Genomic DNA, 26,724 nt, shown 5'->3' on the forward strand with positions numbered 1-26,724 from the left:
CCTCACCAGGCCAGGCTCAGATAGTCGAGCAACTGCGCGCCGCCGGCGCCGCCCAGCGGCACCAGCATCGCCTTCAGCATCGGCTGGTCGAACAGGCCCGCGAAAGCGCCGCTATGCATGGTCCTGACCTCGTCCCTCAGCGACTCGAAGGGCTTGGCCAGCGCGCCCATCGGACCGCTCTGGCCCTTCAGCCAGCGCAGGTCGGCGGCCATCGCCGCGAGCGTGTGCTCGCGCGTCCGCTCCACCGCGCGCTTGAGCAGAGCGCCCAGCGCGATCAGCACCAACAGATAGGCGCTGGCAATCAGCGCGATCGCCGGCGTCAGCGACCAGTTGTCGAATACCCGGCTGCGCGCCAGCAGCACGATGCCCAGCACGGTAAAGGGGCCGATCACCATCGGCGAGATGTGCTCGGTGCGGCGGGCCACCAGCTGCATGTCGATCCAGCCGTCGAGCAGCGAATGGCGTGCCGGCGCCGTGCCGTCGCTGCGCCGCTCGGGCTCGGCAGCGATCGGCGTGCACCAGAGTTCGGCGCAGGCCGGGTCGCCCAGCGCATCGGCGAAGCGCTTCAGGCAGCTACGGGGATAGACGCTGCGTCCGCAGTTCAGATGGCTGACAAAGCGGTAGACCAGCAGGGTGGCGTCCGAAACCGCCAGGATGGCCAGCGGCAGCAGGGCCAGCACCAGGGCCAGGGCGCTGAACACCACCGCACGGTGCCGGGCGCCGCGCACCGGGATCTCGAGGATGCGGCTGTCGCCCCAGCCCGACTGGCCGGTGCCCAGCATCCACAAGAGCCACAGCCCGATCCCCATGGTCAGCAGATAGATCATCAGCACCCGCAACGCGCGCGGGCGGCCGGCCGCGCGCAGCACGTATTCGCGCCACAGGCTCGCGATGTCGCAGCTGAAGCCCGCCGGCCGCGTCCAGCGCAGCAGCGAGATGCGCGGCAGACTGGCCAGCCAGCCCGGTCGCTGCCGACCCGACTCGGGGTCGTCGCCCAGCGCCAGCCAGTGACCGTCCTGCGACAGCGTGTGCACGCCATGCTCCCAGGCCACGTCGATCGAGCCAACGATCACCACCAGGGCCAGCAGGTGCAGCAGATGCGAAGGCCAGGCGCTGACGCCTTCGAACCAGGCCACCGGCTCGCAGTTGTCGCAGGCGCCGGTGCCCTGCTGCGTCCAGACCAGCAGCATCAGCACCAGCGCCGACCCGAGCACCAGCAGGTAATAAGGCGCAGCGGCAAGCTTGGGCACGGCGGCCCCGCTGCGCTCGCGGCGGCGATCCAGCCACACGGCCAGGCTGGCCGGCGCGAGCACCAGCATGGCCAGCGCCACCGGCTGCCAGAGGGCCAGGCCACGCGGATTGAGAAATTCCAGCACCGTTACGTACATAAAGGCCAGCACGGCCAGTTGCGCGGTGGCCAGCAAAGCGGTCGCCGGGCCGAGCCGGCTTTTCGCCTCGGCATCGGCGGGATCGAAACGGACCAGGCGCGCGCGGAGCTTTCGCAGCGACGGCGTCGAGGGCCACAGCAGCAGCGCCACCGACATGAAGCCCAGCAAGATGCCGGCAACAAGCCCCTGCCCCTGATCGGCCCGGCCGACATTCAGTGCCACGCCCCCCCTGCCCTCCAGCCAGATCGGGCGCGTGCGGCCGATCTCGTAGAGCCAGGGGTTGTCGATCAGATCGTCGGCCTTTTCACGTTCGACATCGCGGCAGCGATCGCTCTTGCAGCCGGCCTGGCGCGCGGCCAGGTAGGTGGCGCTCTGATAGACATCGCGGAACGGCGCACCACCGGCACGCAGGTCCAGCGGGCGCGTTCTGGCCCTCGACGGCATCTCCAGCGGCAGGCTGGTCGCCACGATCAGGTTGCGCGTGAAGGGCAGCGCCCGCGGGTGCAGCAGGCGCGCATCCATATCGGTGGTCATGAAGATGCGGTCGGCGAAGTTGTCGTGCAGGGCCTGCATGACCAGCAGCTTGTCGTGCACGTCGAAGCCGAATATGCCGAGCGCCCCGATCGGCGCCTGATCGGGATCCGACTCGCTTTGCTGCAACGACAGCGCCATGCGGCGCAGATAGTCGAGCTGGTCGCGCGACTCGGGCCATTCGATCTTGCGGCTCTCGTCCTGAGGGTCCTTGCCCGGCTTGGCCACGGCAGCGGCGGCGGTGGCCGCTTCGCGCGTGGTCACGCCGTCGATGCCGCGGAAATAATAGGCCGCCACGACTTCCAGCCAAGGCATCTGCCGCTTGAGCACCACGGTCAGCTCGCGCACCAGCGATTGCGCATATAGCGAGTCCCGCTCGGCGATGAGAACGATGCGCCGCCGGCGCTCCTCGGGCAGGCGGCGCTGGAGTTCGATCACCAGCTTGTCGATCAACAGATCGTCGGTACTGATCGTGCGCACGAAGCTGATGTCTTCCTCCCTGACGGGCCCGAACACCGGCTCGACGACCTCGTTGAACTGCTTGAACAGGAATTGCCAGATCGTCTGGTTCTGCAGCTCCGGCAGATAGCTGGACAAGGCGGTCGAGAAGGGATTAAAAAAATAGGCCTTGGACAGGCGCCAGTAGCCGAGTTGCAGATCATTGGGCCGCTTGGCCGCATGGACATCCGCGGCAAGGCAGCCGCCCTGCTTGGTATAGCCGCGGTAGCTGGCCGCGATATCGTTGGCACGGCCGAGATCGGTCAGCGCCACGCGCAAGGCATCGGTCGACGAGGGACCGATCACCGCCAGGCCCGGCAGGCTGTCCGCCCGATAGCCGCCCTGCGTCGTTTCGGCCGCGACCTGGCAGGCCCATTCGCCCAGCAGCTGGGTCACCAGCAAGGCCATGGCATCGAGCTTGGGGGTCGGCAACGCGTTCTCGTCGACCCACAGCAGCAGCACGCGCCCGTAGCGCAGGAACTCGGTCTGCTCGCCGCTAAGCTGGCCGGACGGGTCGCGATGCAGCAGTTCGTAAGGCACGTTGTAGGTGCTCTCGGGCTGGCTGTCGCCGACGGACACGAGCGACTTGCGCGGCAGCGCCAGCAGGCCCAGGTGCTCGGCATCGTCGGGCAGGAAGCCGGTCGCCTGCAGACCGGCCAGAACGGCATAGCGGGTGCGGCGCCGGCTTTCCTCGGCGCCGACGAAAGGATTGCCTGGCACCATCGCGGCCAGCACCAGCGTGTCCTCGGCATCGGTGCCGCCACCCATGCGGCGCACCACATGGGTCGGCAACTGGCGCTGCGCATCGGCGCCCTTGCAGCCCTGGACCGCGGCCGCATCCTTGAAACTCTTTTCGCAGCGATCGTTGCGCTCGGCCTCGTAACGGCGCAGCGCGATGAACGGGTCTTCCCACAGCCGCGCGTCGATCGGCAGCGCCGCCTCGACCATGGTGGCCTGCGCGCGCTCCTTCTCGGGCGGGCGCAGCGCCTCGAAGGCGCGGGGAACGAGCTGGGTGCTGGCGACGAAGGCCGCCAGCACGGCCACACTGGCCCAGGGGAATCCCCCGGTCGAACCCGATGATGAATCGGCCATGCAACCTCCCGAGCGCTGCTGCCATCGGAGCCGGCAACGCGGGCCGGCACTGCCGCGACAGTCTCAGCTTGCGCCCGCGCGGTCAAGATCGCGGCAGTTGCAGCTTTAGGGAGGTAAGGGAGGCCAAGGGGGAGGCCGTCGCCTTTTGCCGACAGTCCTGGCGTTGCCGGGTCAAGCCCCGGCCCTGCCTTGCCTACTGCACCGTGCCGCTGCCGCCGGCCTGGGCCAGCTGGGCGGAGAACAGCTCGCCGATGTCCACCGCATCGAAGTGGTACTGCAGGCCGCAGAACTCGCAGCCGATCTCGACATTGCTGCCGCGCTCGGCCAGCACCTCGTCGACCTCGCCGCGGCCCAGGCTCTTGAGCATCTGGCCAACCCGTTCGCGCGAGCAGCTGCAGGCAAAGCGCGGATTGCGCGGCTCGAAGCGGCGCACCGTCTCCTCCCAGAACAGGCGGCGCAGGATGGTGTCGGCATCCAGGGTCAGCAGTTCCTCGGCCGTCAGGGTCGCGGCCAGCATGCTGATGCGGTTGTAGTCCTCGGACTCGCCGATGCGGTCCTCGTTGCGCTCGCCCGCCTCGCTGCCCTCGATATTGCCCTCGCCCTTGACCGGCAGGCGCTGGATCAGCAGACCCGCGGCGATCTGGTCGTTGGCGGCCAGCACCAGTTTGGTATCGAGTTGCTCGGACTGCAGCATGTAATGCTCCAGCACCTCCGAGAGCTTCTGCAGCGGCTCGCGGCGGTCGCCATGCAGCGGCACCACGCCCTGGTAGGGCTGCTGGCCGGGGAACTTGTCCTTCGGGTCCAGCGTGATCGCGCAGCGGCCCTGGCCGTGCACATTCAGCATCGCCTCCAGGCCGGCGCCCGCGGGCACCTCGCCGACCTGCTTGGCCGTAGCGCGGAAGCTCAGGTCCGGCTGCACCTCCGTAACGGCCAGCTTGACCGGGCCGTCGCCGAAGATTTGCAGCACCAGCGCGCCGTTGAACTTGATATTGGCCTGCATCAGCACGCCGGCGGCCGCCATCTCGCCCATCAGCGCGCGCAGCTCGGGCGGATGCGCGCCGACCGCCTCGCGGCGGCGCAGCACCTCCTGCCAGCCATCGGTCAGGCGCACCAGCATGCCGCGCACCGGCAGGCCCTCGAACAGGAATTTATGCAGTTCACTCATTGCTTGCTTACTTGATCCGCTTCAGCCCGCTCGAATAGCGGCGGGCATTCTCTATGTAGTGCTGGGCGCTCAGTTTCAAAGCCTGGATCTGCTCCGGGCTGAGCTCCTTCACCGCCTTGGCCGGCGCGCCGATGATCATCGAACCATCGGGAAACTCCTTGCCCTCGGTGACCAGGGCGCCGGCGCCGACCAGGCAGCCCTTGCCGATCCTGGCGCCATTGAGCACCACCGCGCCGATGCCGATCAGCGAATGGTCGCCGATCGTGCAGCCATGCAGCATCACCTGGTGGCCGACGGTGACGCCCTCGCCCACCGTCAGCGGCGAGCCGTGGTCCGAATGCAGCACCGAGCCGTCCTGGATATTCGTGCCGCGGCCGATGCGCATCAGCTCGTTGTCGCCGCGCAGCACCGCGTTGAACCAGATGCTGACGTCCTCGGCCAGTTCGACCCGGCCGATCACCTCGGCGCTGTCGGCGACCCAGGCCGATTCGGCGATATCGGGGCTTTGCTCGCCCAGTTGGTAGACAGCCATTGCGCGGCAACTTTCTTGCTGTGCCCGCTGGCGGGCGAAGCGGCGATTTTAGGTGGCGCCGAAATCCCGCGCCGGGCGGCGAAAATGCCGCCCCATGGAACTCCGTCAGCAGTCCCTTGCCATCCTGCGCATGCCGGAGCCGGCCGCCAAGGCGGCGGCCGCCCGCGGGCTGCAGACCGCGGCCGAGCGCATGGAACTCGATACCCAGCGCACGATCGAGCGCCCCGAGGGCCTGCCCGGCCGGCCCGAGCGGCCGCGCCTGGTGCCAACCCTGCAGGTGCCCAAGCGCTCGCCGTTCACGACCGAAGGCCGCGCCGCGCTGATCCATGCGATCGCCCATATCGAGTTCAATGCGATCAATCTGGCGCTGGATGCGGTCTGGCGCTTTGCCGGCATGCCGGCCGAGTTCTACCGCGACTGGCTGCGCGTCGCTGCCGAGGAGGCCCTGCATTTCGGTCTGCTGCACGAGCATCTGCGTGGCCTGGGCTTCGACTACGGCGACTTCGACGCGCACGACGGCCTGTGGACCATGGCCGAGCGCACCGCCGGCGACGTGCTGGCCCGCATGGCCCTGGTGCCGCGCACCTTGGAGGCGCGCGGCCTCGACGCGACGCCACCGCTGCAGGCCAAGCTGGCGCGCGCCGGCGACCAGCGCGCGGTCGAGATCCTCGATGTGATCCTGCGCGACGAGGTCGGCCATGTGCAGATCGGCAACCGCTGGTACCGCCAGCTGTGCCGCGAGCGCGGCCTCGATCCGATCGCGCTCTACCCGGCGCTGGTCGCCCGCTACGAGGCGCCGCGGCTGCGCCCGCCCTTCAATCTGGCGGCGCGCGAGGCGGCCGGCTTCAGCCCCGAGGAAATCGCCTACCTGAGCGCGTCCATTTGAGCGGCGGAGATAATCGAGCGCTGTGCCCGAAGGAAGTCCGCCGTGAACCGTGTCCAAGCCAATCTGCTGCTGCTCGTCGTTGCCCTGATCTGGGGCTCGGCCTTCGTCGCGCAGAGCCAGGGCATGGCCGAGGTCGGGCCGATGCTGTTCACCGGCGTGCGCTTCCTGATCGGTGCCCTGGTCGTGGCGCCGCTGGCCTGGCTGGAATGGCGCGGCCTGGCGCGGCGCGAGCGCGCCCCGGCGCGGCGCGACGGCGCCAAGATCGCCGGCCTGGGCGTGCTGATGCTGCTGGGCGCGGCGATGCAGCAGATCGGCATCGTCCATACCTCGGTCACCAATGCCGGCTTCCTGACCGCGCTCTACGTGCCACTGGTGCCGCTGCTGTCCTGGCTGCTGCTGCGCCAGCTGCCGCACTGGTCGGTCTGGCCGGGCGCGCTGGCCTGCCTGGTCGGCGCCTTCCTGCTCTCGGGCGCGCACGAGCTGAACATCGGCGTCGGCGATCTGTGGGTGATCGCCTCGGCAATTCCCTGGGCCTTCCATGTGCTGATCGTCGGCCGCATCGCCGACCGCATGGCCGCGCCCTTCCTGGTCGCCAGCGGCCAGTTCCTCGTCTGCGGCCTGCTCTCGCTGGCCTGGGCGCTGGCGATGGAGCCGGTCAGCCTGGCCGGTCTGCAAGCCGCCGCCGGCCCGATCGCCTACACCGGCGTGCTGTCGGTGGGCGTCGCCTTCACCGCCCAGGTGCTCGCCCAGCGCCATGCGCATGCGTCCGACGCGGCCATCATCCTGTCCGCCGAAACGCTGTTCGCCGCCGTCTTCGGCTATCTGCTGATGGGCGACCGGCTCTCGGCCGCCGGCCTGCTGGGCTGTGGCCTGATCCTGGCCAGCCTGCTGGTGATCCAGCTCCTGCCGCTGCTGAACTGGCGCCGCCGTGCCGTCGCCGCGGCCTAGAGCGCCTAGCGCGGCCTAGAGTTCGAAGGCCGTCGTCTTCTTGACGGTGCGCAGCACCAGCATCGAGTTCGAGCGCGCCACCTCGGGCAGGTGCATCAGCACCTGGCTGTGCATGCGCTCCAGGTCCTCGGAGTCGCGGTAGGCGAAGCGGATCAGGTAGTCGTTGCTGCCGGCGACATAGAAGCAGTCGAGGATGTCGGGGCTGTCGCGCACCGCCTGCTCGAAGGCGGCAAGCGCCGCCGGGCTGACCCGCTCCAGATTGATGATGGTGTAGCTCAGGCCCTGCTTGCCGACCGCCTTCGGGTTGACCAGGGCGACATACTGAGCGATCACGCCGGCGTCTTCTAGCTGCTTGACCCGCCGCAGGCAGGCCGAGGGCGACAGATGGACCTGCCGCGCCAGCTCGATATTGGAGAGCCGGCCATTCTGCTGCAGCGCGTTCAGGATGGACCGGTCGATGGCATCGAGTTGCGGTTCTGCGGCCATTCTTGAAATTTTCTGCGGTTCAAAGCCCCAACTATCGCATGCGATTGCCATAACGCGGGTAATCCCATGGCCATTGCGCACGCACATTGCGCCGCGCCCTGTCTAGACTGGGCCGATCTGCAAAGGAGTTGTACCATGAGCCCAGACACCCCCGCGATGGACGCCTACTGGATGCCGTTCACCGCCAACCGCCAGTTCAAGAAGGCGCCGCGCCTGCTGACCCGCGCCGACGGCATGTATTTCACCGACGACAAGGGCCGCCAGGTGCTGGACGGCATCGCCGGGCTGTGGTGCGTCAATGCCGGCCACAACCGGCCGCGCATCGTGCAGGCGATCCAGCAGCAGGCGGCCGAGCTGGACTTCGCTCCGCCCTTCCAGATGGGACACCCGAAGGCCTTCGAGCTGGCCGAGCGGCTGACCCGCATCATGCCGGCCGGGCTCAACAAGGTCTTCTACACGAACTCCGGTTCCGAATCGGTGGACACGGCGCTGAAGATGGCGATCGCCTACCACCGCGCGCGTGGCGAAGGCACGCGCACCCGGCTGATCGGCCGCGAGCGCGGCTACCACGGCGTCAATTTCGGCGGCATCTCGGTCGGCGGCATCGTCGCCAACCGCAAAATGTTCGGCACCATGCTCGGTGGCGTCGACCATATCCGCCACACGCATGACCCGGCCCGCAATGCCTTCAGCGTCGGCCAGCCGGTCCATGGCGCCGAGTTCGCCGACGATCTGGAAAAGCTGGTCGCCCTGCACGACGCCTCGACGATCGCCGCCGTCATCGTCGAGCCGGTGGCCGGCTCGACCGGCGTGCTGATCCCGCCCCAGGGCTATCTGCAGCGCCTGCGCGAGATCTGCGACAAGCACGGCATCCTCTTGATCTTCGACGAGGTCATCACCGGCTTCGGCCGCACCGGTTCGCCCTTCGCCGCCCAGACCTTCGGCGTCACGCCGGACCTGATGACGGTGGCCAAGGGCCTGACCAACGGTTGCGTGCCGATGGGCGCCGTGTTCGCCGCGGCCAAGATCCACGACGCCTTCATGAACGGCCCCGAGCACCTGATCGAGTTCTTCCACGGCTACACCTATTCGGCCCATCCGCTGGCCTGCGCGGCCGCCTTGGGGACCTTGGACACCTATGCCGAAGAGGGCCTGCTGACCCGCGCGGCCGAAATGCAGGGCTATTTCGCCGAATGCCTGCACAGCCTGCGCGGCGAGCCCAATGTGATCGACGTGCGCAATATCGGCCTGGTCGGCGGGGTCGAGCTGGCGCCGATCGCCGGCGAGCCGGGCAAGCGCGCCTTCAACGTCTTCCTCGACTGCTGGGACCAGGGCGCGCTGATCCGGACCACCGGCGACACGATCGCGCTGTCGCCGCCGCTGATCATCGAGCGCGCACAGATCGACCAGCTGATCGACACCCTACGCGGCGCCCTGAAACGGGCGGCCTGATTTCAGGGCATGATGGGGCCAACGACGTTGGCCCTTGTCTTTTATGAAGCAGCCAAGCAAGAAGTCCCGAAAACCGCTGGTGCTGGTGCCGGCCTGCAACCGGATGATGGGGGACCACCCCTTCCAGATGGCCGGCAAGAAGTACATCGACGCGGTGCGCCTGGCCGGCTGCCTGCCGCTGATCGTGCCGAGCAGCAGCGCGGACGAGGTCGACGAGTTGCTGGACCATGCCGAGGGCGTGTTCCTGACCGGCTCCAAGAGCAATGTGCACGCCAGCCACTATGGCGAGACGACGCGGGACGAATCGCTGCCGCAGGACCGCGTGCGCGACGACTGGGTGCTGCCGCTGATCCCGAAGGCAATCGCGCGCGGCCTGCCCATCCTGGGCATTTGCCGGGGCTTCCAGGAGGCCAATGTCGCGCTGGGCGGCAGCCTGCACCAGGCGGTGCAGGAACAGCCCGGCCTGGCCGATCACCGCGCCGGCCCCGGCACGCCGGACGAGCAATACGCGTTTGCGCACGAGGTCGATGTGCAGGCCGACGGCCTGCTGGCCGGCCTGCTCGACGCGCCGCGCATCCGCGTCAATTCGCTGCATGGCCAGGGCATCAAGCGCCTGGCCGAGGGCCTGCGCATCGAGGCAAAGGCCGACGACGGCCTGGTCGAGGCCTTCAGCGTCGAGGGCGCGCGCGGCTTCGCGCTGTTCGTCCAATGGCATCCCGAATGGCAGGCCGCCAGCAACCCGGTCTCGCAGCGCATCCTCGCCGCCTTCGGCCGCGCCTGCATGGACTACCAGGGACGCGATCCGGAGACCTAGCGCCCTGCCCCACCGCAAGCCCCCCAAATCAAGCAGCAATGATGATGAGGTGTTCCGATGGTGGTCAGCCGAGACAATTTCACCTTTAGCGAACTCGATCAATGGCTGCGCGAGCATCGCGTGACCGAGATCGAATGCCTGGTGCCCGATCTGACCGGCGTCGCGCGCGGCAAGATCCTGCCGCGTGAGAAGTTCAGCGAGGAGCGCGGCATGCGCCTGCCCGAGGCGGTGGTGGCGATGGGCGTGACCGGCGAGTTCCCCGAGGAAGGGCCTTACTACGACGTCATCAGCCCCAACGACATGGACATGCATCTGCGCGCCGACCCGACGACGGTGCGCCTGGTGCCCTGGGCCGCCGACCCGACCGCGCAGATCATCCACGACTGCTTCGACCGCGAGGGCCGGCTGGTGCCTTATGCGCCGCGCTCGGTGCTGCGCCGCGTCTGCGGCCTGTTCGCCGAACAAGGCTGGCAGCCGGTCGTCGCGCCCGAGCTGGAGTTCTACCTGGTCGCGCGCAACACCGACCCCGACATGCCGCTGAAGCCGCCCATCGGCCGCAGCGGCCGCGCCGAGACCTCGCGCCAGGCCTATTCGATCGACGCGGTCAACGAGTTCGACCCGCTGTTCGAGGACATCTACGACTACTGCGAGAAGATGGAGCTGAGCGTGGACACCCTGATCCACGAGATCGGCGCCGGCCAGATGGAGATCAACTTCTTCCATGGCGAGCCGCTGGCCCTGGCCGACGAAGTTTTCTTCTTCAAGCGCACCGTGCGCGAGGCGGCGCTGCGCCACGATATGTTCGCCACCTTCATGGCCAAGCCGATCGCCGGCGAGCCGGGCAGCGCGATGCATGTGCACCAGAGCATCTCGCGCGCCGAGGACGGGCAGAACCTGTTCAGCCTCGCCGACGGCTCGGCCAGCCCCGAATTCCGCTGGTATATCGGCGGCCTGCAGCGCTATGTGCCGGCCGCGATGGCGCTGTTCGCGCCCTATGTGAACAGCTACCGGCGCCTGGCCCGCAACACGGCCGCGCCGATCAATATCCAGTGGGGCATCGACAACCGCACGGTGGGCATCCGCGCGCCCTTGGCCGCCGCGGCCAACCGCCGCATCGAGAACCGCGTGATCGGCGCCGACGCGAACCCCTATGTGGCGCTGGCCGCGACCCTGGCCTGCGGCTATCTGGGCCTGAAGCAGCGCATCGAGCCGACGCCCGAATGCAAGGGCGACGCCTATCTGGGCGACTACCAGCTGCCGCGCAGCCTCGGCGACGCGCTGGACCTGCTGCGCGGCGCCAGGGAGCTGGCCGAGGTGCTGGGCGAATCCTTCGTCACCGTCTACACCGAGATCAAGGAGATCGAGTACGCCGAGTTCATGAAGGTGATCTCACCCTGGGAGCGCGAGCATCTGCTCTTGCATGTGTGAGATATGAAGTCCCTCGCCCAAGGAGTACCTTGGCCGGTCCCCCGAGGGGACGGCGATTCTTGCGGCATTGAGCCGCAAGCACATCGCCATGGCGGGCCGGCTTGGGGCGGCCCGGCGCTCGGCCCGCAGCAAAACAACTGAGGAGGACGCGCAGATGACGACAAGCCAAACGCCCCGCATCGAGACCCGCAGCACGCAGGAATGGCAGGCCGCCGATGCGCGCCACTTCCTGCATCCCTTCACCGACCACAAGGCGCTGGCCGCCAAGGGGGCGCGCATCATCGAGCGCGCCGACAACATCTACCTCTGGGACAGCAACGGCCAGAAAATCCTCGACGCGATGAGCGGGCTGTGGTGCGTCAACGTCGGCTACGGCCAGCGCGCGCTGATCGAGGCGGCGACGCGGCAGATGAGCGAGCTGCCCTTCTACAACGCCTTTTTCCAAACCGCGACGGTACCGGCGATCGAGCTGGCCGAGGCGCTGGCCGCGATCGCGCCGCCCGGCTTCGAGCGCGTGTTCTACACCTGCTCCGGCTCCGAGGCCAACGACACCATCGTGCGCATGGTGCGCCGCTTCTGGGACATCGAGGGCCGGCCGCAGCGCAAGAAGATCATCGGCCGTGTCAACGGCTACCACGGCTCGACGATGGCCGGCGCCTCGCTGGGCGGCATGAGCGCGATGCATGCGCAGGGCGGCCTGCCGATCCCGGACATCCACCATATCCAGCAGCCGCACTGGTTCGAGCTCGGCCGCCATGTCTCGCGCGAGGACTTCGGCCTATTGGCCGCCGGCTGGCTGGAGGCCAGGATTCTCGAGCTGGGCCCCGAGAACGTGGCCGCCTTCATCGGCGAGCCGGTGCAGGGCGCCGGCGGCGTGATCGTGCCGCCGGCCAGCTACTGGCCCGAGATCGAGCGGATCTGCCGCCGCTACGACATCCTGCTGGTCAGCGACGAGGTGATCTGTGGCTTCGGCCGCAGCGGCCAGTGGTTCGGCTGCGAGACCCTGGGCTTCACGCCGGACCTGATCGCCTTCGCCAAGGGCGTCAGCTCCGGCTACATCCCGCTGGGCGGCGTGCTGGTCGGCGAGCGCGTCGCCCGCGCGCTGGTCGACGAGGGCGGCGAGTTCGAGCATGGCTTCACCTACTCCGGCCATCCGACCGCCTGCGCGGTGGCGCTGGCCAATCTGCGCCTCTTGCGCCAGCTGAACCTGCCGCGCCAGGTGGGGCACGAGACCGGCCCCTATCTGGCCGAGCAGTTCGCCGCGCTGGCGGCCGAGCATGCGCTGGTCGGCGAGGCGCAGAGCTGCGGCCTGATGGGCGCGCTGCAGCTGGTGCGCGACAAGGCGACGCTGGCCCCCTTCGCCGCTGCGCGGGCCGTCGGCATGCTGTGCCGCGGCCATTGCTTCGGCAACGGCCTGATCATGCGCGCCGTCGGCGACCGCATGATCGTCGCGCCGCCGCTGGTGATCACGCGCGCGCAGATCGACGAGATGATGGCGCTGATCCGCCGCTGCCTCGATCTCACGCTGGACGAGTTGCGCACGCGCGGCTGGCTAGGAGTCTGAGCGGCAGAGCGCCTTGAAACAAGGATGGCCGCCGCCCTGGGCGAGGATTAGACTGGCCCGGCCAACCCGAAAGGAGCCGCCATGTCGGACGCTTCTGCTAGCAAGCTCGTCGTGATCTTCCGTTCCCGGCTGCGCCAGGATGCCGATCTGGCGGCGCTGGAGCCCCTGGGCATGCGCATGTACGAGCTGGCCAGCGCGATGCCGGGATTCCTGTCCTACAAGGACTTCGCCGCCGCCGATGGCGAGAACCTGAGCCTGGTCGAGTTCGCCGACGCCGACTCGCTGCGCGCCTGGCGCCTGCACCCCGAGCATGTCGCGGTGCAGGAACGGGCCCGGCTCGAGTTCATGGCCGAGTACCAGATCGACGTCTGCCGGCCCGAGCGCTCCTATGCGTTCAAGGCCGGCGCCTGAGCGGGGAGCCCAGGTCATGGATCCGGTCAGCATCGCCGCCTCGGTCGTCGCCGCCCTCGGCCCCTATCTGGCCAAGGCCGCCGGCAAGTTCGCCGAATCGGCCGGCGAGGCCGCGTTGGAACAGGGCGGCAAGCTGTTCGAGAAGCTGAAGGCGCGCTTCGCCGGCGCGCCGGTCGAGAGCCGGCAGCTGCAGAAGCTGCAGGACGATCCCGACAATGCGAAGAACCGCACCGTGCTGGAGGCGCTGCTGCTCGACGCCTTGCAGGAAGACCCGGCCTTTCTGGCCGAGATCGCCGCGCTGCTGCCGAGCGAGGCCGGCGGCGGCCAGCACAACCAGTTCAAGGTCAAGGCCGACCGCATCGACAACGTCACCAGCGTGGGCGTCCTGCATGGCGGCCTGCATATCGGCGGGCGGGACGGCAAGGCATGAAGACCGACACCCGGGCCAGCAGGATCAAGAACCTGATCCAGATCGGCGAGCTGCACGGCCCGCTGGAGCTCGGCGAAGACGAGGAGGACGAGGAGCCGATCCCCGAACCCGAGTTGCGCCAGCCCCTGCACGACATCGTCGGCCGCAGCCCGCTGGTGGCCGAGGTGCTGGCCGGCATCGATGCGGGCCAGCGCGACTTCGCCTTCGAGTTCCTGGCCGGCGTCGGCAAGACGACGCTGGCGGCCGAGCTGATCCGCGACCCGGCGCTGCGCAGCCGCTTCGACGGCGTGCTGTGGGCGCATCTGGGCCAGACGCCCGATGTGCGCAGCGAGCTGCTGAAATGGGCCGAGGCGGTCGGCCTGGACGAGACGGCCGTCGCCAAGCGCAAGACCGATGGCGAGCTGGGCCGCGCGATCGCCAGCAGGTTCGGCAAGCGCCGCCTGCTGCTGATCATCGACGACGTCTGGACCTCCGAGCATGGCCAGCTCTTCATGCTGGGCGGCAAGGAGGTGCGGCGGGTGCTGACCTCGCGCAAGCGCGGGGTCGCGCGCGAGCTGAGCCCCAATGCGCGGGTGCTGGTCGTGCCCAAGCTGTCGCCGGCGGACAGCCTGCTGCTGCTGCGCGCGCTGGCCCAGGACGTCACCGAGACGGCCGAGGCCGAGGACCTGGCCGCCCTGGTCGAGCGCGTCGACGGCCTGCCGCTGGCCCTGGTGATGATGGGCAAGATGCTGCGCAATATGGCCGAGGAGGAGGCGCCGGTGCGCGCGCTGCTGGCCTCGCTGCGCGACATCGGCCAGATGTTCAAGGAAAAGAAGCCGATCGAGTTCACCGAGAACCTGAGCCGGCCCATGGCCGAGGTGATCGAGGCCGGCTACGAGCAGCTCGGCAGCAGCGGCCTGCTCGACTCCGAGCAGCTCGACGGCGACATGCTGCGCGCGGCGGTCACCGCGCTGTCGGTGCTGCGGCCCGACCCGCAGTGGTTCGACGAGACGCTGGCGCAGGCGGTGACCGGCGTGTCGCGGCTGGCGCTGTGCCAGCTGGCCCAGGCCGGCATGATCGAGCGGCGCCAGTCGGCCGAGGGCCAGCCGCCACGCTACACCATGCACCGGGTGATCGCCGAATTCCTGCGCAGCAAGCTGGAGGAGGAGCAGCTGAAGGCGCTGAACACCCGCGCCGCCGACTACTTCCTGGCCCAGCTGAGCGAGATCGAGGAGGTCTACCAGAAGCGCACGCAATACCTGGCCCTGTACCGCTACGAGAACCCGGTCTGGCGCGAGGCGCAGGACAACTGGCTCTACCACTTCGCCCAGGCCGGCTACAACCCGCGCGCCAGCCTGGCCTTTCTGCGTGTCTGGCTCACCGCCTTCTGGTGGTGGAGCTGCTTCACCGACAAGGGCTTCGACTTCTGCGACCAGCTGCTCGATGAATGGGAGCACCGGCTGGCGCTGTCGGCGCCCGAGACGGCCAGCGCCGCCGCCGGCGGCGCGCCGCTGGCTGCGCAGAGCGGCGAGCGCATCCACCGCCTGCGCGAGGGCCTGGAGCTGCTGCGCCGCTTCAAGAAGCATTACCCGAAGGAAACCGCCCACGACCGCGGCGGCGAGGGCTGGACCGCGGTTCAGGAGGTGCTGGACGAAATGCGCCAGCGCACCGGCCTGGCCGGCGATCCGCCCGAGCCCGCCAATGTCGACGGCTGCGTCGTGCGCGGCTTCAGCAGCATCTTCCTGGCCGAGGCGGCGCGCTTCGGCCGGCGCGATTTCGAGACGGCGCTGGGCCATTACGCCGATGCCCTGGCCTGCTTCGAGGCGATCGGCGACGCCTGGAACAGCGCCTGGGTCAACTACCACCAGGCCGATATGCTGGCCGGCTGCGGGCGGCTCGACGATGCCAAGCCGCTGTGCGAGCAGGCGCTGCAGCTGGGCACGGACCAGGGCGACCCCGAGGTGATCGCGCTGGCGCAGCGGGTGCTCGGCGACATCGCGCTGAGCGCCGGCGACATCGCCGAGGCCGGTCGGCGCTACCAGGCTGCGGTCGAGAACGCCTACCGCTTTCAGATCGAGCCGGAACCGCCGGACGACTACACCATAGGCTTCTATCCCGAGCTGGCCGAGGACGTCGCCGCCGCGCTGCTGCGCCTACACGGCGAACGCCCGGCCGAGGCGCAGGCGCTGGCCCAGGCCTTGCGCGAACCCTGGCTGCGGGTGGCGGCGCTGCCGGCCGCCGGCGCCGCCGGCAGCGCCCCCTTCGACGCCGACGCGCGTTCGCTGGCAGCCTGGCTGTTCCCGCCGCCGCTGGACAGCGACCAGCTGGCCGACAGGGGGCAGGATTATGGCGAGCGCGTCGGCGCGCACCTGGCGCTGCTGCCGCTGAAGACCGGAAAGACCCCATGAACGCTCCACACCCGATCGACTGGCATGCGCGCGCCGCCGCGCTGACGCCCGACGGCCGCGCCTTCATCGGCGGCGAGCGCGTCGCCGGCCGCAGCGGCGAGACCTTCGCCAAGCGCTCGCCGGTGGACGGCCGCCTGCTCGGCGCCATCGTGCGCGGCCAGGCAGCCGATATCGATGCCGCGGTGGCCGCCGCGCGCGCCGCCTTCGACGACGGCCGCTGGTCGCGCCGCTCGCCGGCGCAGCGCAAGAAGCTGCTGCAGCGCTTTGCCGAGCTGCTGCTGGCCGCGCGCGAGGAACTGGCGCTGCTGGAGACCCTGGACATGGGCAAGCCGATCCAGCATGCGCTGGCGGTCGACGTGCCGGCCGCCGCGCGCTGCATCGCCTGGTATGCGGAGGCGATCGACAAGCTCTACGACGAGATCGCGCCGACCGGACAGAACGCGCTGGCCCTGATCCAGCGCGAGGCGATCGGCGTCGTCGGCGTTGTCGTGCCCTGGAACTATCCGATGATCATGGCGGCCTGGAAGTTGGGGCCGGCGCTGGCGACCGGCAACTCGGTGGTGCTCAAGCCCAGCGAGAAATCGCCGTTGACGGCGCTGCGCCTGGCCGAGATCGCCGTGCAGGCGGGCCTGCCCCCCGGCGTGTTCAATGTGGTGCCCGGCTTCGGTAACGAGGCCGGCGAGGCGCTGGGCCTGCACCCGGACGTCGATGCGATCGGCTTCACCGGCTCGACCCGCACCGGGCGGCGCATGCTGGACTATGCCGGCCGCTCCAACCTGAAGCGGGTCTACAACGAGCTGGGCGGCAAGTCGGCCTTCCTGGTCTTCGACGATTTCGACGATCTGGCGCGCGCCGCCCGCACCGTCGCCGGCGCGATGTTCTTCAACCAGGGCGAGAGCTGCAACGCGCCCTCGCGGGTGCTGGTGCAGGACAGCATCGCCGAGCGCTTCGTCGAGCTGGTGGCGGCCGAGGCGCCGAAATACCAGCCCGGCGATCCGCTGGCGGCCGACACGGTGATGGGCGCGATCGTCGACGAGCTGCAGCTGCACACGGTGCTCGGCTATATCGAGGCCGGCCACAGCGAGGGCGCGCGGGCCGTCGTCGGTGGCCGCCAGACGCGCCAGGACAGCGGCGGCTTCTTCGTCGAGCCGACGATCTTCGACGGCGTCGACAACCAGATGCGCATCGCCCGCGAGGAGATCTTCGGCCCGGTGATGAGCGTCTTGCGCTTCAAGACCGAGGCCGAGGCCGTCGCGCTGGCCAACGATTCGTCCTACGGCCTGCAGGCCAGCGTCTGGAGCAGCCATATCGACCGCGCCCACCGCGTCGCCCGCGCCTTGAAGGCCGGCACGGTGCACGTCAACCAGTACGACGAGGACGACATCACCGTGCCCTTCGGCGGCTACAAGCAGAGCGGCAACGGCCGCGACAAGTCGCTGCACGCCTTCGACAAGTACACCGAGCTGAAGACGACCTGGCTGCGGATCAACCACAGCCCCAGCTTTGACTAGCTCTTTTGTTCGCTGCTGCTGCTGCCGCTGCGCAAGGCCTTGCCGGCTCGCGCGCCCAGGTGCCGGCCGTTCTCGACCGTCAGCACGCCGTTGACGATGACGGCGTCGAAGCCCGCCGACATCTGGTGCGGGTTCTCGAAGGTGGCGCGGTCGCGCACCGTCTGCTCGTCGAAGACGACGATGTCGGCCGCGTAGCCGACGCGCAGCAGGCCGCGGTCCTGCAGGCGGAAGCGCTGCGCGGCCAGCGAGCTCATGCGGCGCACCGCCTCCTCCAGCCGCATCACCCGCTCCTCGCGCACATATTTGCCAAGCACGCGCGCATTCGTGCCGTAGCTGCGCGGATGCGGCATGCCGGCGCCGCTCTGCACGCCGCCGTCGGCGCCGACCATGCTGAAGGGGTAGGCCATGATGCGGCGCACGTCCTCCTCGCTCATGCCGTGGAAGGTCATCTGCGCGCCGCCGGCGGCGAGCAGCTCCAGCATGGTCTCGACCTCGGCCTGCATGGTCGCCGGCCGGCCGCGCTGGCGGTTGATCTCGCTGATATTGCGGCCGTTCAGGGCCGGCTCGGCCGCGTGGCGGGCGACGACCGCATAGGAGAAGTCCGTCCGCTTGTGGCGCTGCGCGCCCTGCACGATCTCGGCATTGATGCGGGCGCGCGTCGGCGCATCGGCCAGACGGGCCGCGATGGCCTCGCGACCGCCCTCGACCGCCCAGTCGGGCAGCATCACCTGCAGCGAGGTGCTGCTGGCGGCATAGGGGTACTGGTCGATGGTCACGTCCAGCCCCTGCTCGCGCGCCTGCTCGATCAGCACCAGCGTCTCGCGCGAGCGGCCCCAGTTGGCCGGCGCGCTGACCTTGAAATGCGAGATCTGCACCGGCAGCTGCGCCTGCCGGCCGACGTCCAGCGCTTCCTGGATCGCCTCGACCACCTTGGCCGCCTCGTCGCGGATGTGCGAGGCGTAAAGCCCCTGCTGGCGCGCCGCCGCGCGGGCCAGGCCGACGACCTCGGGCGTGTCGCTGTAGAGGCCGGGCAGATAGATCAGGCCGGTCGAGAAGCCGACCGCGCCCTCGCCCATCGCCTGCTCGACCAGGGCCTCCATGCGCTGCTGCTCGGCCGGCGTGGCCTTGCGATTGGCCAGGCCCAGCACCTGCTGGCGCACCGTGTTGTGGCCGACCAGCGAAGCGACGTTGATCGAGGCACCGTCGCGCTCGATGCGCTCGAAGAAGCCCTTGAGTCCGCCTTCGGCCGAGGCGCCGCAGTTGCCGGTGATCACCGTCGTCACGCCGTCCTGGACGAAATTGTCCGCCGTCGGCTTGTCGAACAGATTGCCTTCCAGATGGCCATGGGTGTCGATGAAACCGGGCGCGACGATATGGTCGCGCGCCTCGATCACCCGCTTCGCCGGCAGCCTCAGCGCCGGCGCAATGGCGACGATGCGGCCGGCACGCACGGCGATATCGCCGCGCACCCAGGCATTGCCGCTGCCGTCGACGATGCGGCCACCACGGATCAGCAGGTCGACCGGCTCGTCAACTTTTGCTGCGGGGGACGGCGCGTGGCCGCAGGCGCTCAAGAGCAGGCCGGCCAGGGCCAGATTCAGGGCTAGTTTCGGGGCCAGTTTCGGGCGGCGAGGCAGGTGCATCGGCCGATTATCGAAAGCAGGCGGTGCGTCGGCAGGCGAGCTTCCCCGCGGTTCGCAGGCCGGCTTGTGCATCGCCCATAACCGCAGGCAATGCCAGTTGCAGCTGAACTGGCTGTTCGGCCGCAGGCCGCTACCTCGCGGCGGTCTGCGCCAGCAGCTTGGCCAGCTCGTCCTGCCACAGCGAGGCCAGCGTGTGCGAGCCATGGCCGCGGGTGGCCGGCGACAGCGGCAGCACGATCGCGCGCCCCTTGGCGACCTTCTTGATGCCGTCCTCGAGGATCTGCAGCTCGGGCGGATTGATCAGGTCGTCGGCCGTGTTCAGCGCCAGCAGCGGTGCCTTGATGCGGGCAAGACCCGGCGCCGGGTCGTAGTCGCGCGAGGACTCGAGCTGATAGAGGAAGTCGTTCGCGTCCATGCTCTTGTAGGCCGCGGCGACGGCCGCGTCGATCGCCGCGTCGCTGGCGGCCACCGTCGGCATCTGTTGCTGACGCAGCGGCGAATTGCTGGACATAAACATCAGCATCTCGCTGGCCGTCGTCAGGCTGGGCGGCTGCTGCTGGTAGTTGCCGCCCTGCCAGGCCGGGTCCTTGCGGATCGCGTCGATGACGACGCGGCGCCAGATGCGGTTGCGGCCCGAGATCTGCGTGGGCAGGCTGGCCAGCGGGAACAGCGCATCCATGAAGTCAGGGTAGCGCGCGCCCCACAGCCAGGTCTGCATGCCGCCCATCGAGGTGCCCACACCAGGCGCAGATGGTCGATCTTCAGGCCCTCGCTGAGGAGCAGATGCTGGGCGCGCACCATGTCCTCGTAGCCATAGCGCGGGAAGCCGGCGCGCAGGCCATCGCTGGGCTTGCTGGAGCCGCCGTGCCCGATCGCATCGGGCAGCACGATGTAGTAGCGGCCCGCGTCGAGCACGCCGCCGGCCTTGAACAGCTCGCCCGAGAACTCGGGCCGGATGAATTGCGCGCCGCTGCCGCCGGTGCCGTGCATGACCAGCACCGCGTTCGTCACCCGGCCCTGCGCGTCGCGCTGCGGCCTACCGACCGTGCGGTAGTGCAGGCGCAGTTCGGCCAGGGTCTCGCCGCTGTCGAAGCGGAAGCTGCGGGCGATGTGATCGCCCTCGGCGACCTTGAGCTCGTCGGCGGCGCGGGCCGGCGCCAGCAATGCGAGGCCGAGCAGCAGGCCACCGAGCAGGCGGGCAAAAAGAGGTGGATGCATCATGGCTGTGGGCGGTTGGGGGTTCAGCGCTCGACCTCGGCGGCGGGCGCCGCGACGCGGGTGATCATCACCTGGTCGACGCGGTGGCTGTCGACGTCGACGACCTCGAAGCGCCAGCCTTCCCAGATGAGCTGGTCGGTGCGCTTGGGGATGCGGCGCAGCATCACCATCAGGAAGCCGGCCAGCGTGTCGTACTGGCCCGGATGCGGCAGCGATTCCAGTTCCAGCGCGCGCTGCACATCGGGGATGGGCGTGATGCCATCGGCCAGGAAGCTGCCGTCCTCGCGGCGCACGATCTGCTCCTCGTCGTAGGAGGCGACCAGATTGCCCATCACCGTGCTCATCACGTCGTTCAGGGTGATCACCCCGACCACCAGGCTGTATTCGTTGACGATGACGGCGAAGTCCTCCAGCGCCTGGCGGAACTGCGCCAGCACCTCGGACAGGGTCAGCCGGTCTGGCACGATCAGCACCTTCTTGACCAGCCCAGGTGCGCGCAGATCGATGGCCTCGTCGCGCAGCACGCGCTGGAACAGATCGGTCGCGTCCACATAGCCGACGATCGCATCGATCTCGTCGCCGTCGCAGACCAGATAGGTCGAGTGCGGCTGCTCGGCGATGCGATTGCGAATCAGCGCATCGTCGTCGCCGAGCGAGAAGAAGACGATGTGCTCGCGCGTCGTCATCGCGCTCTCGACGCGGCGGGTGTCGAGCTCGAACACGTTCTCGATCAGTTGCTGCTCGGCCACGGCGACGCTGCCGGCCTGCTTGCCGGCTTCGGCCAGCGCGAGGATGTCGTGATGGGTGATCGTGTTGTCGCGCTCGGCCGGCAGGCCCATCATGCGGATCACGCCCGAGGCCAGGCCGTTGAAGGCCCAGGCCAGCGGCTTCAGCACAGCGACCAGGCCCAGCATTGGCGAGACCACGGCCATCGCCAGGCGCTCCGGCTCGTTCATCGCCAGCCGCTTCGGGAACAGATCGGCCAGCACGATGAAGAGACCGGTGATGCAGACGAAGGAGAGGCCGAAACCCAGCGTCTGCGCCCGCTCGGGGCCGGTCACATAGGCGAGCGCGGCCTCGAAATGCGGGGTCAGCGCGCCCTCGCCGACGATGCCGCCCAGGATGGCGACCGTGTTGACACCGATCTGCACGACGGTGAAGTAATGGCCCGGCTGCTCCTGCACGGCCAGCACCTTGTCGGCGCGCGCATCGCCCTCGTCGGCCAGTTGGCGCAGCTTGAGCCGGCGCGAGGCGGCCAGCGACAGTTCGGCCACCGAGAAGAAGGCACTGGCCAGGATCAGCAGGCCAATCAGCAACAGGCTTGTCGTCATGCGCGGCAGTGTAGGGCCTGTCAAGGCCACGTAAACGGGTCGCGTTGTGATCGGCAATGCCGCAGCAGCCTTGCCGATCACAACCCTGCGGGAAGGCGCGCCATCACGAGCCACTCGTCGTTGCGACACTTGCCCGCACGCGAGTGCGGGCAGCGCGCCGCGCCTAGATTGGCCCGCTATGGCGGCCTTCGCGCCCCATTCCCGCAGCCTTAACAGGCCCTCGCCGCTCTCTCGTTCTCAGCTAAATAGCCGCCGCGCGGCCAGGCTGCCGGCGGCCAGGTCGCGCGCGCTCAGCGCGCGGTAGAGTTGGGCCAGGCTCTGGTCGATCGCCGCGAAGGCGTGCAGATTGAGGATCTGGCCGCGGTCGTCGCAGATATCGGCCTCGATGTCCCGGGCCAGCGCGCGCGCCGATTCCTGCCAGGCGGCGAAGGGCTCCAGCGCCTCGGGCGTCTGCGGCACGTCCAGCGCCAGCGAGAGCTCGCGCAAGGACGAAGCCTGCGGGTTCTCGGCCAGCGCCGCCTGCGATTCGAAGCTCAGGCTCAGGATGGGCGGAGCGCCCTCCTCCGCGGCCGCCAGCACCAGACGGCCCGGCATCGCGCCGGGCACGAAGCCCTGCTTGGCCGCCATCTGCAGCACATAGCCCAGGGTCCACGCGGCCGCGCGCGGGCGCAGCACCACGGCCAGCTGCGCATCGTGCTCGCTGGCGAACTGGTCCAGCTCGCGCGCACGCGCGACCACGTCCAGCATGTCGGGGAACTGCGCGAGCGCGCCGACGCCCTCGGCAAAGGCCTGCACCTTCTGCACGAATTCCGAGTACTCGATCTCGTTCAGCGCGCCGCTGCGGTTGGCCATCTGCACGCCGGCCTGGAACTCGCCATAGCGCTGGCCCGGCACGGGCAGTTCCCAGTCGCCGCTCTCGGCGTTCAAGCCCTCGATATGGAAGGGCTTGGTGCCGGCGCGCCGGCTCGGCGGCAGCTGCGACAACGCCAGCTCGCCGCTGATCGGCTGGTCGAGATTGATGGTGGCGATCGCGTCGATCAGCGCATCGATGCGGGCCGAGGGCTTGCGCGGCTGGCGATTGACCACCGGCAGCGTCTCGTCCAGCGCCGGCGCGGTGGCCGTTGCGGCAGGGGCCAGCTCACCGAGGCCGGGCTCGACGCGCTGTTGAGCGTCGAGCTGCGGCTCGACCGCCTGCGGCAGCGGCTTGCGCGGGCCGGCGCGGCGCGCGGTCCAGGCGCCGTGCGCAATGACGGCGGCCAGCACCAGGCCGCCGAGGATGGCCAGCATCACTGTGAGCGTCATGCCGCCTCCGCCATGCTCAGCGCCTTGTCCATGTCCACCGCGACGATGCGCGACACCCCTTGTTCCTGCATCGTCACGCCGATCAGTTGTTGAGCCATTTCCATTGCAATCTTGTTGTGCGAGATGAACAGGAACTGCGTGCCCGCGCTCATCTCCGACACCAGCTTCGCGTAACGCTCGGTATTGGCGTCATCGAGCGGCGCATCGACCTCGTCCAGCAGGCAGAAGGGCGCCGGGTTCAGCTGGAAGATCGCGAACACCAGCGCGATCGCGGTCAGCGCCTTTTCGCCGCCCGAGAGCAGGTGGATGGTCGCGTTCTTCTTGCCCGGCGGCTGCGCCATCACCTGCACGCCGGCGTCGAGGATCTCGTCGCCGACCATGTTCAGCCGGGCCTGGCCGCCGCCGAACAGGGCCGGGAACATGCGGCCGAAATGCTCGTTGACCTGGTTGAAGGTGGCCGAGAGCAGCTCGCGCGTCTCCAGATCGATCTTGTGGATCGCATCCTCCAGCGTCTTCATCGCCGCCAGCAGGTCGGCGTTCTGCGCGTCGAGGAATTGCTTGCGCTCGCGCGCGGCGGTCAGCTCGTCCAGCGCCGCCAGATTGACGGCGCCCAGCGCGGCGATGTCGCGGTTGATGCGGTCGATCTCGCCCTGCAGGCCCCAGAGCTTGACCTGGCCCTCCTCGATCGAGCGGGCCAGCACCTCTAGATCGACCCCGGCCGCGCTCAGCTGCTCCATGTACTGCGCGCCGCCCAGCTGGGCCGCCTGCTCCTCCAGCTGCAGCTTGGTCAGGCGCTCGCGCAAGGGGTCCAGGCTGCGCTCGAACTCCAGCCGCTGCTCCTCGGCCTTGCGCATGCGCAGGCTCAGGTCGTCGTAGCCGCTGCGCACGGCGGCCAAGGCCTGCTCGCGCTCCAGCTTCAGCGCCAGCGCGTCCTGCAAGCCGGCCTGGGCGGCGGCGTCGTTGAGCGTCTCCATCTCGCGCTGCAGGCTCTCGGCCGAGGCGGTATTGGTCTGCACCTGCTGCACGGCCGTCTCGATCGCGCGCTGCAGCTCGCCGCGGCGCGAGGCCAGCGAGCGGGCGCTGAACTGCGCCTCCTGCGCGCGGCGCTCCAGCGCACGCAGCTGTTCCCGGGCCTCGCCGAGGCGGCGCTCCGCTTCGATGACGGCATCGTCGAGCTCGGCATGGCGCTCCTGGGTGGTCGCCAGCTGCATATCGAGTTCCTCGAAGCGGGCCTCGCCGGTGATGCGGCGCTCCTGCAGCTCCTCGGCCTGGGCATCGATCTCGCCGAGCTCCTCTTCCAGCTGCGTGCGGCGGCTGCTGGCGGCCTCGGCCTGTTGCGACAGGCGCAGCAGCTCCACATGCAGCTGGTGCGCGCGCGTCTGCGTTTCGGTGGCCTCGCGGCGCAGGTTCGCCAGCCGCTGCGAGGCCTCGCTATAGGCCGCCTCGGCGCGCACCAGCCGCGTCTTGGCATCCTCGGCGATCAACGCCTGGGCGCGCAGCTCCAGCACCAGCTGCTCGATCTCCTGCGCGCGGGCCAGCATACCGGCCTGCTCGGAGTCGGGCGCGTAGAAGGCGACGGCGAACTGGCTGACCGCATGGCCTTCCGGCGTCATGATCAGCTCGCCATGGGTCAGCTTGTCGCGGTTGGCCAGGGCCTCGTCGATCGACCCGGCCGTGTAGACGCCTTCGAGCCAGTCGTTCAGCAGCGCCTTTAGACCGGCGTCGTCCAGGCGCAGCAATTCGCTGAGCCGCGGCAGGGTCTCGTGCGTGTTCGCGATGGCCGCCGACGGCGCCGAATAAAAGGCCAGCCGCGCAGGCGGCGCGTCCTGCGCGAAGGCGCGCACCGTCTCCAGCCGGCCGACCTCCAGCGCGCCCATCCGTTCGCGCAAGCTCGCCTCCAGCGCGTTTTCCCAGCCCGGCTTGATGTGCAGCCGGGTCCACAGGCCCTGCAGGCCGTCGAGGCCATGCCGGGCCAGCCAGGGTTTCAGCTTGCCCTCGGTCTGCACCTTTTCCTGCAGCGCGCGCAGCGCATCGAGCCGCGCCGACAGCTCGCTCTGCCGGGCCAGCTGCGCATTGGTGTCCAGCTGCGCGGCGCGGCGTGCCTCGTCCTGTTGCGGCAGCTGTTCCTGCAGCTCGTGCAGGCGCGCCTCGGCCAGATCGCGTGCCTCGTCGGCGGCGGCGCTCTGCTCCTTCAGCTCGGCCAGGCGCTGCTCGTCCGGCGCGGCCAGGCCTTGGCGCTCGGCGGCCAGGCGCTCGCGGCGGGTGCGCAGCTGGCGCGACTGCTCGTCGATATTGCGGCTCTCGGCCGCCAGCACCTGGATCTGCTGCTGGACCTGGGTCACGGCCAGGCGCTGCTCGTTGGCGCGGCCTTGAGCCGCGCGCACCGCGTCCTCGGCATTGGGCAGCTGGGCCGCCTGCTCCTCCGCCTGGGCGGCCAGGATCTCGCTCTGCTCCTCGGCCATCGCAATCTGGGCCGCGATCGTCTCCATCTCGTCCTGCGCCTGGACCGAGCGCTCCTGCCATTGATGGTTCTGCGCCTGCAGCTCGATCAGCCGCGCCTCGACGCGCTGGCGGCCTTCGACGACATAGCGGATGCGCTCTTCCAGGCGGCTGACCTCCAGCTGCGCCTCGGCATAGCGGCCTTGCGAAGCATGCAGCTCGTCGCCGGCCGCGTAATGCGCCTGCCGTATCGTCTCCAGCTCGGCCTCGACATGGCGGAGCTCGGCGACACGCGCCTCCAGCGCATTGACCGCCTGCAGATGCTCGCCCTTGACGCGCGCCGCCTCGCTGCTGGCGTCGCGGTGCTTCAAGAACCAGAGCTGGTGCAGCTTCAGGGTGCCGGCGTCCTGCAGGCCCCGGTAGCTGGCGGCGACCTCGGCCTGCTTCTCCAGCTTCTCGAGGTTGTTGTTCAGCTCGCGCAGGATGTCGTCGACCCGGGTCAGGTTCTCGCGCGTGTCCTTCAGCCGGTTCTCTGTTTCCCGACGGCGTTCCTTGTACTTGGAGACGCCGGCCGCCTCCTCGAGGAACATGCGCATCTCTTCCGGCTTGCTCTCGATGATGCGGCTGATCGTGCCCTGGCCGATGATGGCGTAGGCGCGCGGCCCTAAGCCGGTGCCGAGGAACACGTCCTGCACGTCGCGGCGGCGCACCGGCTGGTTGTTGATGAAGTAGCTGCTGGTGCCGTCGCGGGTCAGCACGCGCTTGACGGCGATCTCGGCGAACTGGTTCCACTGGCCGCCGGCGCGCGCGTCCTCGTTGCTGAACACCAGCTCGACGCTGGCGCGGCTCGCCGGCTTGCGGTTGCCCGAGCCGTTGAAGATCACGTCCTGCATGGACTCGCCGCGCAGCTCGGAGGCCTTGCTCTCGCCCAGCACCCAGCGCACCGCGTCCATGATGTTGGACTTGCCGCAGCCATTGGGCCCGACCACGCCGACCAGCTGGCCCGGCAGCTGGAAGGTGGTCGGCTCGGCAAAGGACTTGAAGCCGGAGAGCTTGATCGAGTTCAGACGCATGCGCGTTCTTCGTAAGCCGTTGATTTATCTAGACAAAAGCGCCCGAAAAAGGCGCTTCGCAGGGCGCGGATGATACCATCGGGACTTCCCCCATTCTGACGCCCGTCCCGGCCTCGCGGCCGGCCGCGCCGCACCGAATTCATGGCCACCAAGAACAGCCCCACCGCCTCCTCCAAGACCCGCAAGAGCGCCGCC

Annotated in this window: 19 protein-coding genes; 10 read left to right on the plus strand and 9 right to left on the minus strand. The window is 69.3% G+C overall.

What is annotated here, in order from left to right:
- Positions 1-2 precede the first annotated feature (2 nt).
- From QWJ38_RS15555 to QWJ38_RS15565, 3 genes are all read right to left on the minus strand, one after another.
- Positions 3-3,509, minus strand: a complete 3,507-nt coding sequence (locus QWJ38_RS15555) for a hypothetical protein (protein WP_290360025.1) — start codon at positions 3,507-3,509, stop codon at positions 3-5.
- A 193-nt stretch (positions 3,510-3,702) separates the two neighbouring features.
- Positions 3,703-4,674 carry an Hsp33 family molecular chaperone HslO gene (hslO, locus tag QWJ38_RS15560; protein WP_290360026.1) on the minus strand — a complete coding sequence of 324 codons (972 nt, stop codon included), beginning with the start codon at positions 4,672-4,674 and terminating at the stop codon, positions 3,703-3,705.
- Between the two features lie 7 nt (positions 4,675-4,681).
- Positions 4,682-5,206, minus strand: coding sequence for a gamma carbonic anhydrase family protein (locus tag QWJ38_RS15565; protein WP_290360027.1), 525 nt, complete (start codon positions 5,204-5,206; stop codon positions 4,682-4,684).
- A 94-nt stretch (positions 5,207-5,300) separates the two neighbouring features.
- Here QWJ38_RS15565 and QWJ38_RS15570 point away from each other — a divergent pair, with 94 nt between their 5' ends.
- Both QWJ38_RS15570 and QWJ38_RS15575 read left to right on the plus strand, forming a co-directional pair.
- Positions 5,301-6,092, plus strand: a complete 792-nt coding sequence (locus QWJ38_RS15570) for a ferritin-like domain-containing protein (RefSeq protein WP_290360028.1) — start codon at positions 5,301-5,303, stop codon at positions 6,090-6,092.
- Positions 6,093-6,134: 42 nt separating this feature from the next.
- On the plus strand, positions 6,135-7,040 hold the full coding sequence (locus QWJ38_RS15575) for a DMT family transporter (RefSeq protein WP_290360029.1): 906 nt from the start codon (positions 6,135-6,137) through the stop codon (positions 7,038-7,040).
- A 15-nt stretch (positions 7,041-7,055) separates the two neighbouring features.
- On the opposite strand, the gene QWJ38_RS15580 is transcribed toward QWJ38_RS15575, so the two are convergent.
- Positions 7,056-7,526, minus strand: coding sequence for an Lrp/AsnC family transcriptional regulator (locus tag QWJ38_RS15580; RefSeq protein ID WP_290360030.1), 471 nt, complete (start codon positions 7,524-7,526; stop codon positions 7,056-7,058).
- A 135-nt stretch (positions 7,527-7,661) separates the two neighbouring features.
- On the opposite strand from QWJ38_RS15580, the gene aptA reads away from it, so the two are divergent.
- The 8 genes from aptA to QWJ38_RS15620 all read left to right on the plus strand — a co-directional run bounded on the left by aptA (position 7,662) and on the right by QWJ38_RS15620 (position 17,523).
- A complete protein-coding gene (gene aptA / locus QWJ38_RS15585; RefSeq protein ID WP_290360031.1) occupies positions 7,662-8,978 on the plus strand; it encodes an omega-aminotransferase AptA in 1,317 nt (438 codons plus the stop codon).
- 43 nt (positions 8,979-9,021) lie between these two features.
- Positions 9,022-9,792: a gamma-glutamyl-gamma-aminobutyrate hydrolase family protein gene (locus QWJ38_RS15590; RefSeq protein WP_290360032.1), complete on the plus strand. Its 771-nt coding sequence runs from the start codon at positions 9,022-9,024 to the stop codon at positions 9,790-9,792.
- 57 nt (positions 9,793-9,849) lie between these two features.
- Entirely contained in the window at positions 9,850-11,220 is a 1,371-nt protein-coding gene (locus QWJ38_RS15595; protein ID WP_434063987.1) for a glutamine synthetase family protein, read from the plus strand.
- A gap of 154 nt (positions 11,221-11,374) precedes the next feature.
- Complete coding sequence (locus QWJ38_RS15600; protein ID WP_290360033.1) at positions 11,375-12,784, plus strand: aspartate aminotransferase family protein; 1,410 nt, start codon at positions 11,375-11,377, stop codon at positions 12,782-12,784.
- An 81-nt stretch (positions 12,785-12,865) separates the two neighbouring features.
- The gene (locus QWJ38_RS15605; protein ID WP_290360034.1) at positions 12,866-13,195 is read left to right on the plus strand and encodes an antibiotic biosynthesis monooxygenase family protein; all 330 of its coding nucleotides are present in this window, start codon (positions 12,866-12,868) and stop codon (positions 13,193-13,195) included.
- 16 nt (positions 13,196-13,211) lie between these two features.
- The gene (locus tag QWJ38_RS15610; protein ID WP_290360035.1) at positions 13,212-13,625 is read left to right on the plus strand and encodes a hypothetical protein; all 414 of its coding nucleotides are present in this window, start codon (positions 13,212-13,214) and stop codon (positions 13,623-13,625) included.
- A complete protein-coding gene (locus QWJ38_RS15615) occupies positions 13,622-16,012 on the plus strand; it encodes a tetratricopeptide repeat protein (protein WP_290360036.1) in 2,391 nt (796 codons plus the stop codon). Before QWJ38_RS15610 ends, QWJ38_RS15615 begins: the two co-directional genes overlap by 4 nt.
- Positions 16,009-17,523 (plus strand): aldehyde dehydrogenase, encoded by a 1,515-nt coding sequence (locus QWJ38_RS15620; protein WP_290360037.1) that lies wholly within the window; start codon positions 16,009-16,011, stop codon positions 17,521-17,523. The genes QWJ38_RS15615 and QWJ38_RS15620 overlap by 4 nt, the downstream gene beginning before the upstream one ends.
- Here QWJ38_RS15620 and QWJ38_RS15625 read toward each other — a convergent pair.
- The 5 genes from QWJ38_RS15625 to smc all read right to left on the minus strand — a co-directional run bounded on the left by QWJ38_RS15625 (position 17,520) and on the right by smc (position 26,529).
- Positions 17,520-19,166 carry an N-acyl-D-amino-acid deacylase family protein gene (locus tag QWJ38_RS15625; protein WP_290360038.1) on the minus strand — a complete coding sequence of 549 codons (1,647 nt, stop codon included), beginning with the start codon at positions 19,164-19,166 and terminating at the stop codon, positions 17,520-17,522. The two genes, QWJ38_RS15620 and QWJ38_RS15625, sit on opposite strands and share 4 nt — an antisense overlap.
- 537 nt (positions 19,167-19,703) lie before the next feature.
- Complete coding sequence (locus QWJ38_RS23990) at positions 19,704-20,384, minus strand: alpha/beta hydrolase family protein (RefSeq protein ID WP_341850503.1); 681 nt, start codon at positions 20,382-20,384, stop codon at positions 19,704-19,706.
- A gap of 23 nt (positions 20,385-20,407) precedes the next feature.
- The gene (gene paeA / locus QWJ38_RS15635) at positions 20,408-21,715 is read right to left on the minus strand and encodes a polyamine export protein PaeA (RefSeq protein WP_290360040.1); all 1,308 of its coding nucleotides are present in this window, start codon (positions 21,713-21,715) and stop codon (positions 20,408-20,410) included.
- A gap of 237 nt (positions 21,716-21,952) precedes the next feature.
- Positions 21,953-23,017 (minus strand): cell division protein ZipA C-terminal FtsZ-binding domain-containing protein, encoded by a 1,065-nt coding sequence (locus QWJ38_RS15640; protein WP_290360041.1) that lies wholly within the window; start codon positions 23,015-23,017, stop codon positions 21,953-21,955.
- Positions 23,014-26,529 (minus strand): chromosome segregation protein SMC, encoded by a 3,516-nt coding sequence (gene smc / locus QWJ38_RS15645; RefSeq protein WP_290360042.1) that lies wholly within the window; start codon positions 26,527-26,529, stop codon positions 23,014-23,016. Before smc ends, QWJ38_RS15640 begins: the two co-directional genes overlap by 4 nt.
- Positions 26,530-26,724: the final 195 nt, after the last annotated feature.

This window comes from Roseateles violae (assembly GCF_030410485.1).
Classification (GTDB): domain Bacteria; phylum Pseudomonadota; class Gammaproteobacteria; order Burkholderiales; family Burkholderiaceae_C; genus Roseateles_D; species Roseateles_D violae.

Bases quoted from the DNA above. Each gene is read 5' to 3' on its own strand.
- QWJ38_RS15555 (WP_290360025.1), bottom strand. From the start codon at position 3,509: ATGGCCGATTCATCATCGGGTTCGACCGGGGGATTCCCCTGGGCCAGT.
- hslO (WP_290360026.1), bottom strand. From the start codon at position 4,674: ATGAGTGAACTGCATAAATTCCTGTTCGAGGGCCTGCCGGTGCGCGGC.
- QWJ38_RS15565 (WP_290360027.1), bottom strand. From the start codon at position 5,206: ATGGCTGTCTACCAACTGGGCGAGCAAAGCCCCGATATCGCCGAATCG.
- QWJ38_RS15570 (WP_290360028.1), top strand. From the start codon at position 5,301: ATGGAACTCCGTCAGCAGTCCCTTGCCATCCTGCGCATGCCGGAGCCG.
- QWJ38_RS15580 (WP_290360030.1), bottom strand. From the start codon at position 7,526: ATGGCCGCAGAACCGCAACTCGATGCCATCGACCGGTCCATCCTGAAC.
- aptA (WP_290360031.1), top strand. From the start codon at position 7,662: ATGAGCCCAGACACCCCCGCGATGGACGCCTACTGGATGCCGTTCACC.
- QWJ38_RS15590 (WP_290360032.1), top strand. From the start codon at position 9,022: ATGAAGCAGCCAAGCAAGAAGTCCCGAAAACCGCTGGTGCTGGTGCCG.
- QWJ38_RS15595 (WP_434063987.1), top strand. From the start codon at position 9,850: ATGGTGGTCAGCCGAGACAATTTCACCTTTAGCGAACTCGATCAATGG.
- QWJ38_RS15600 (WP_290360033.1), top strand. From the start codon at position 11,375: ATGACGACAAGCCAAACGCCCCGCATCGAGACCCGCAGCACGCAGGAA.
- QWJ38_RS15605 (WP_290360034.1), top strand. From the start codon at position 12,866: ATGTCGGACGCTTCTGCTAGCAAGCTCGTCGTGATCTTCCGTTCCCGG.
- QWJ38_RS15610 (WP_290360035.1), top strand. From the start codon at position 13,212: ATGGATCCGGTCAGCATCGCCGCCTCGGTCGTCGCCGCCCTCGGCCCC.
- QWJ38_RS15615 (WP_290360036.1), top strand. From the start codon at position 13,622: ATGAAGACCGACACCCGGGCCAGCAGGATCAAGAACCTGATCCAGATC.
- QWJ38_RS15620 (WP_290360037.1), top strand. From the start codon at position 16,009: ATGAACGCTCCACACCCGATCGACTGGCATGCGCGCGCCGCCGCGCTG.
- QWJ38_RS15625 (WP_290360038.1), bottom strand. From the start codon at position 19,166: ATGCACCTGCCTCGCCGCCCGAAACTGGCCCCGAAACTAGCCCTGAAT.
- QWJ38_RS23990 (WP_341850503.1), bottom strand. From the start codon at position 20,384: ATGCATCCACCTCTTTTTGCCCGCCTGCTCGGTGGCCTGCTGCTCGGC.
- paeA (WP_290360040.1), bottom strand. From the start codon at position 21,715: ATGACGACAAGCCTGTTGCTGATTGGCCTGCTGATCCTGGCCAGTGCC.
- QWJ38_RS15640 (WP_290360041.1), bottom strand. From the start codon at position 23,017: ATGACGCTCACAGTGATGCTGGCCATCCTCGGCGGCCTGGTGCTGGCC.
- smc (WP_290360042.1), bottom strand. From the start codon at position 26,529: ATGCGTCTGAACTCGATCAAGCTCTCCGGCTTCAAGTCCTTTGCCGAG.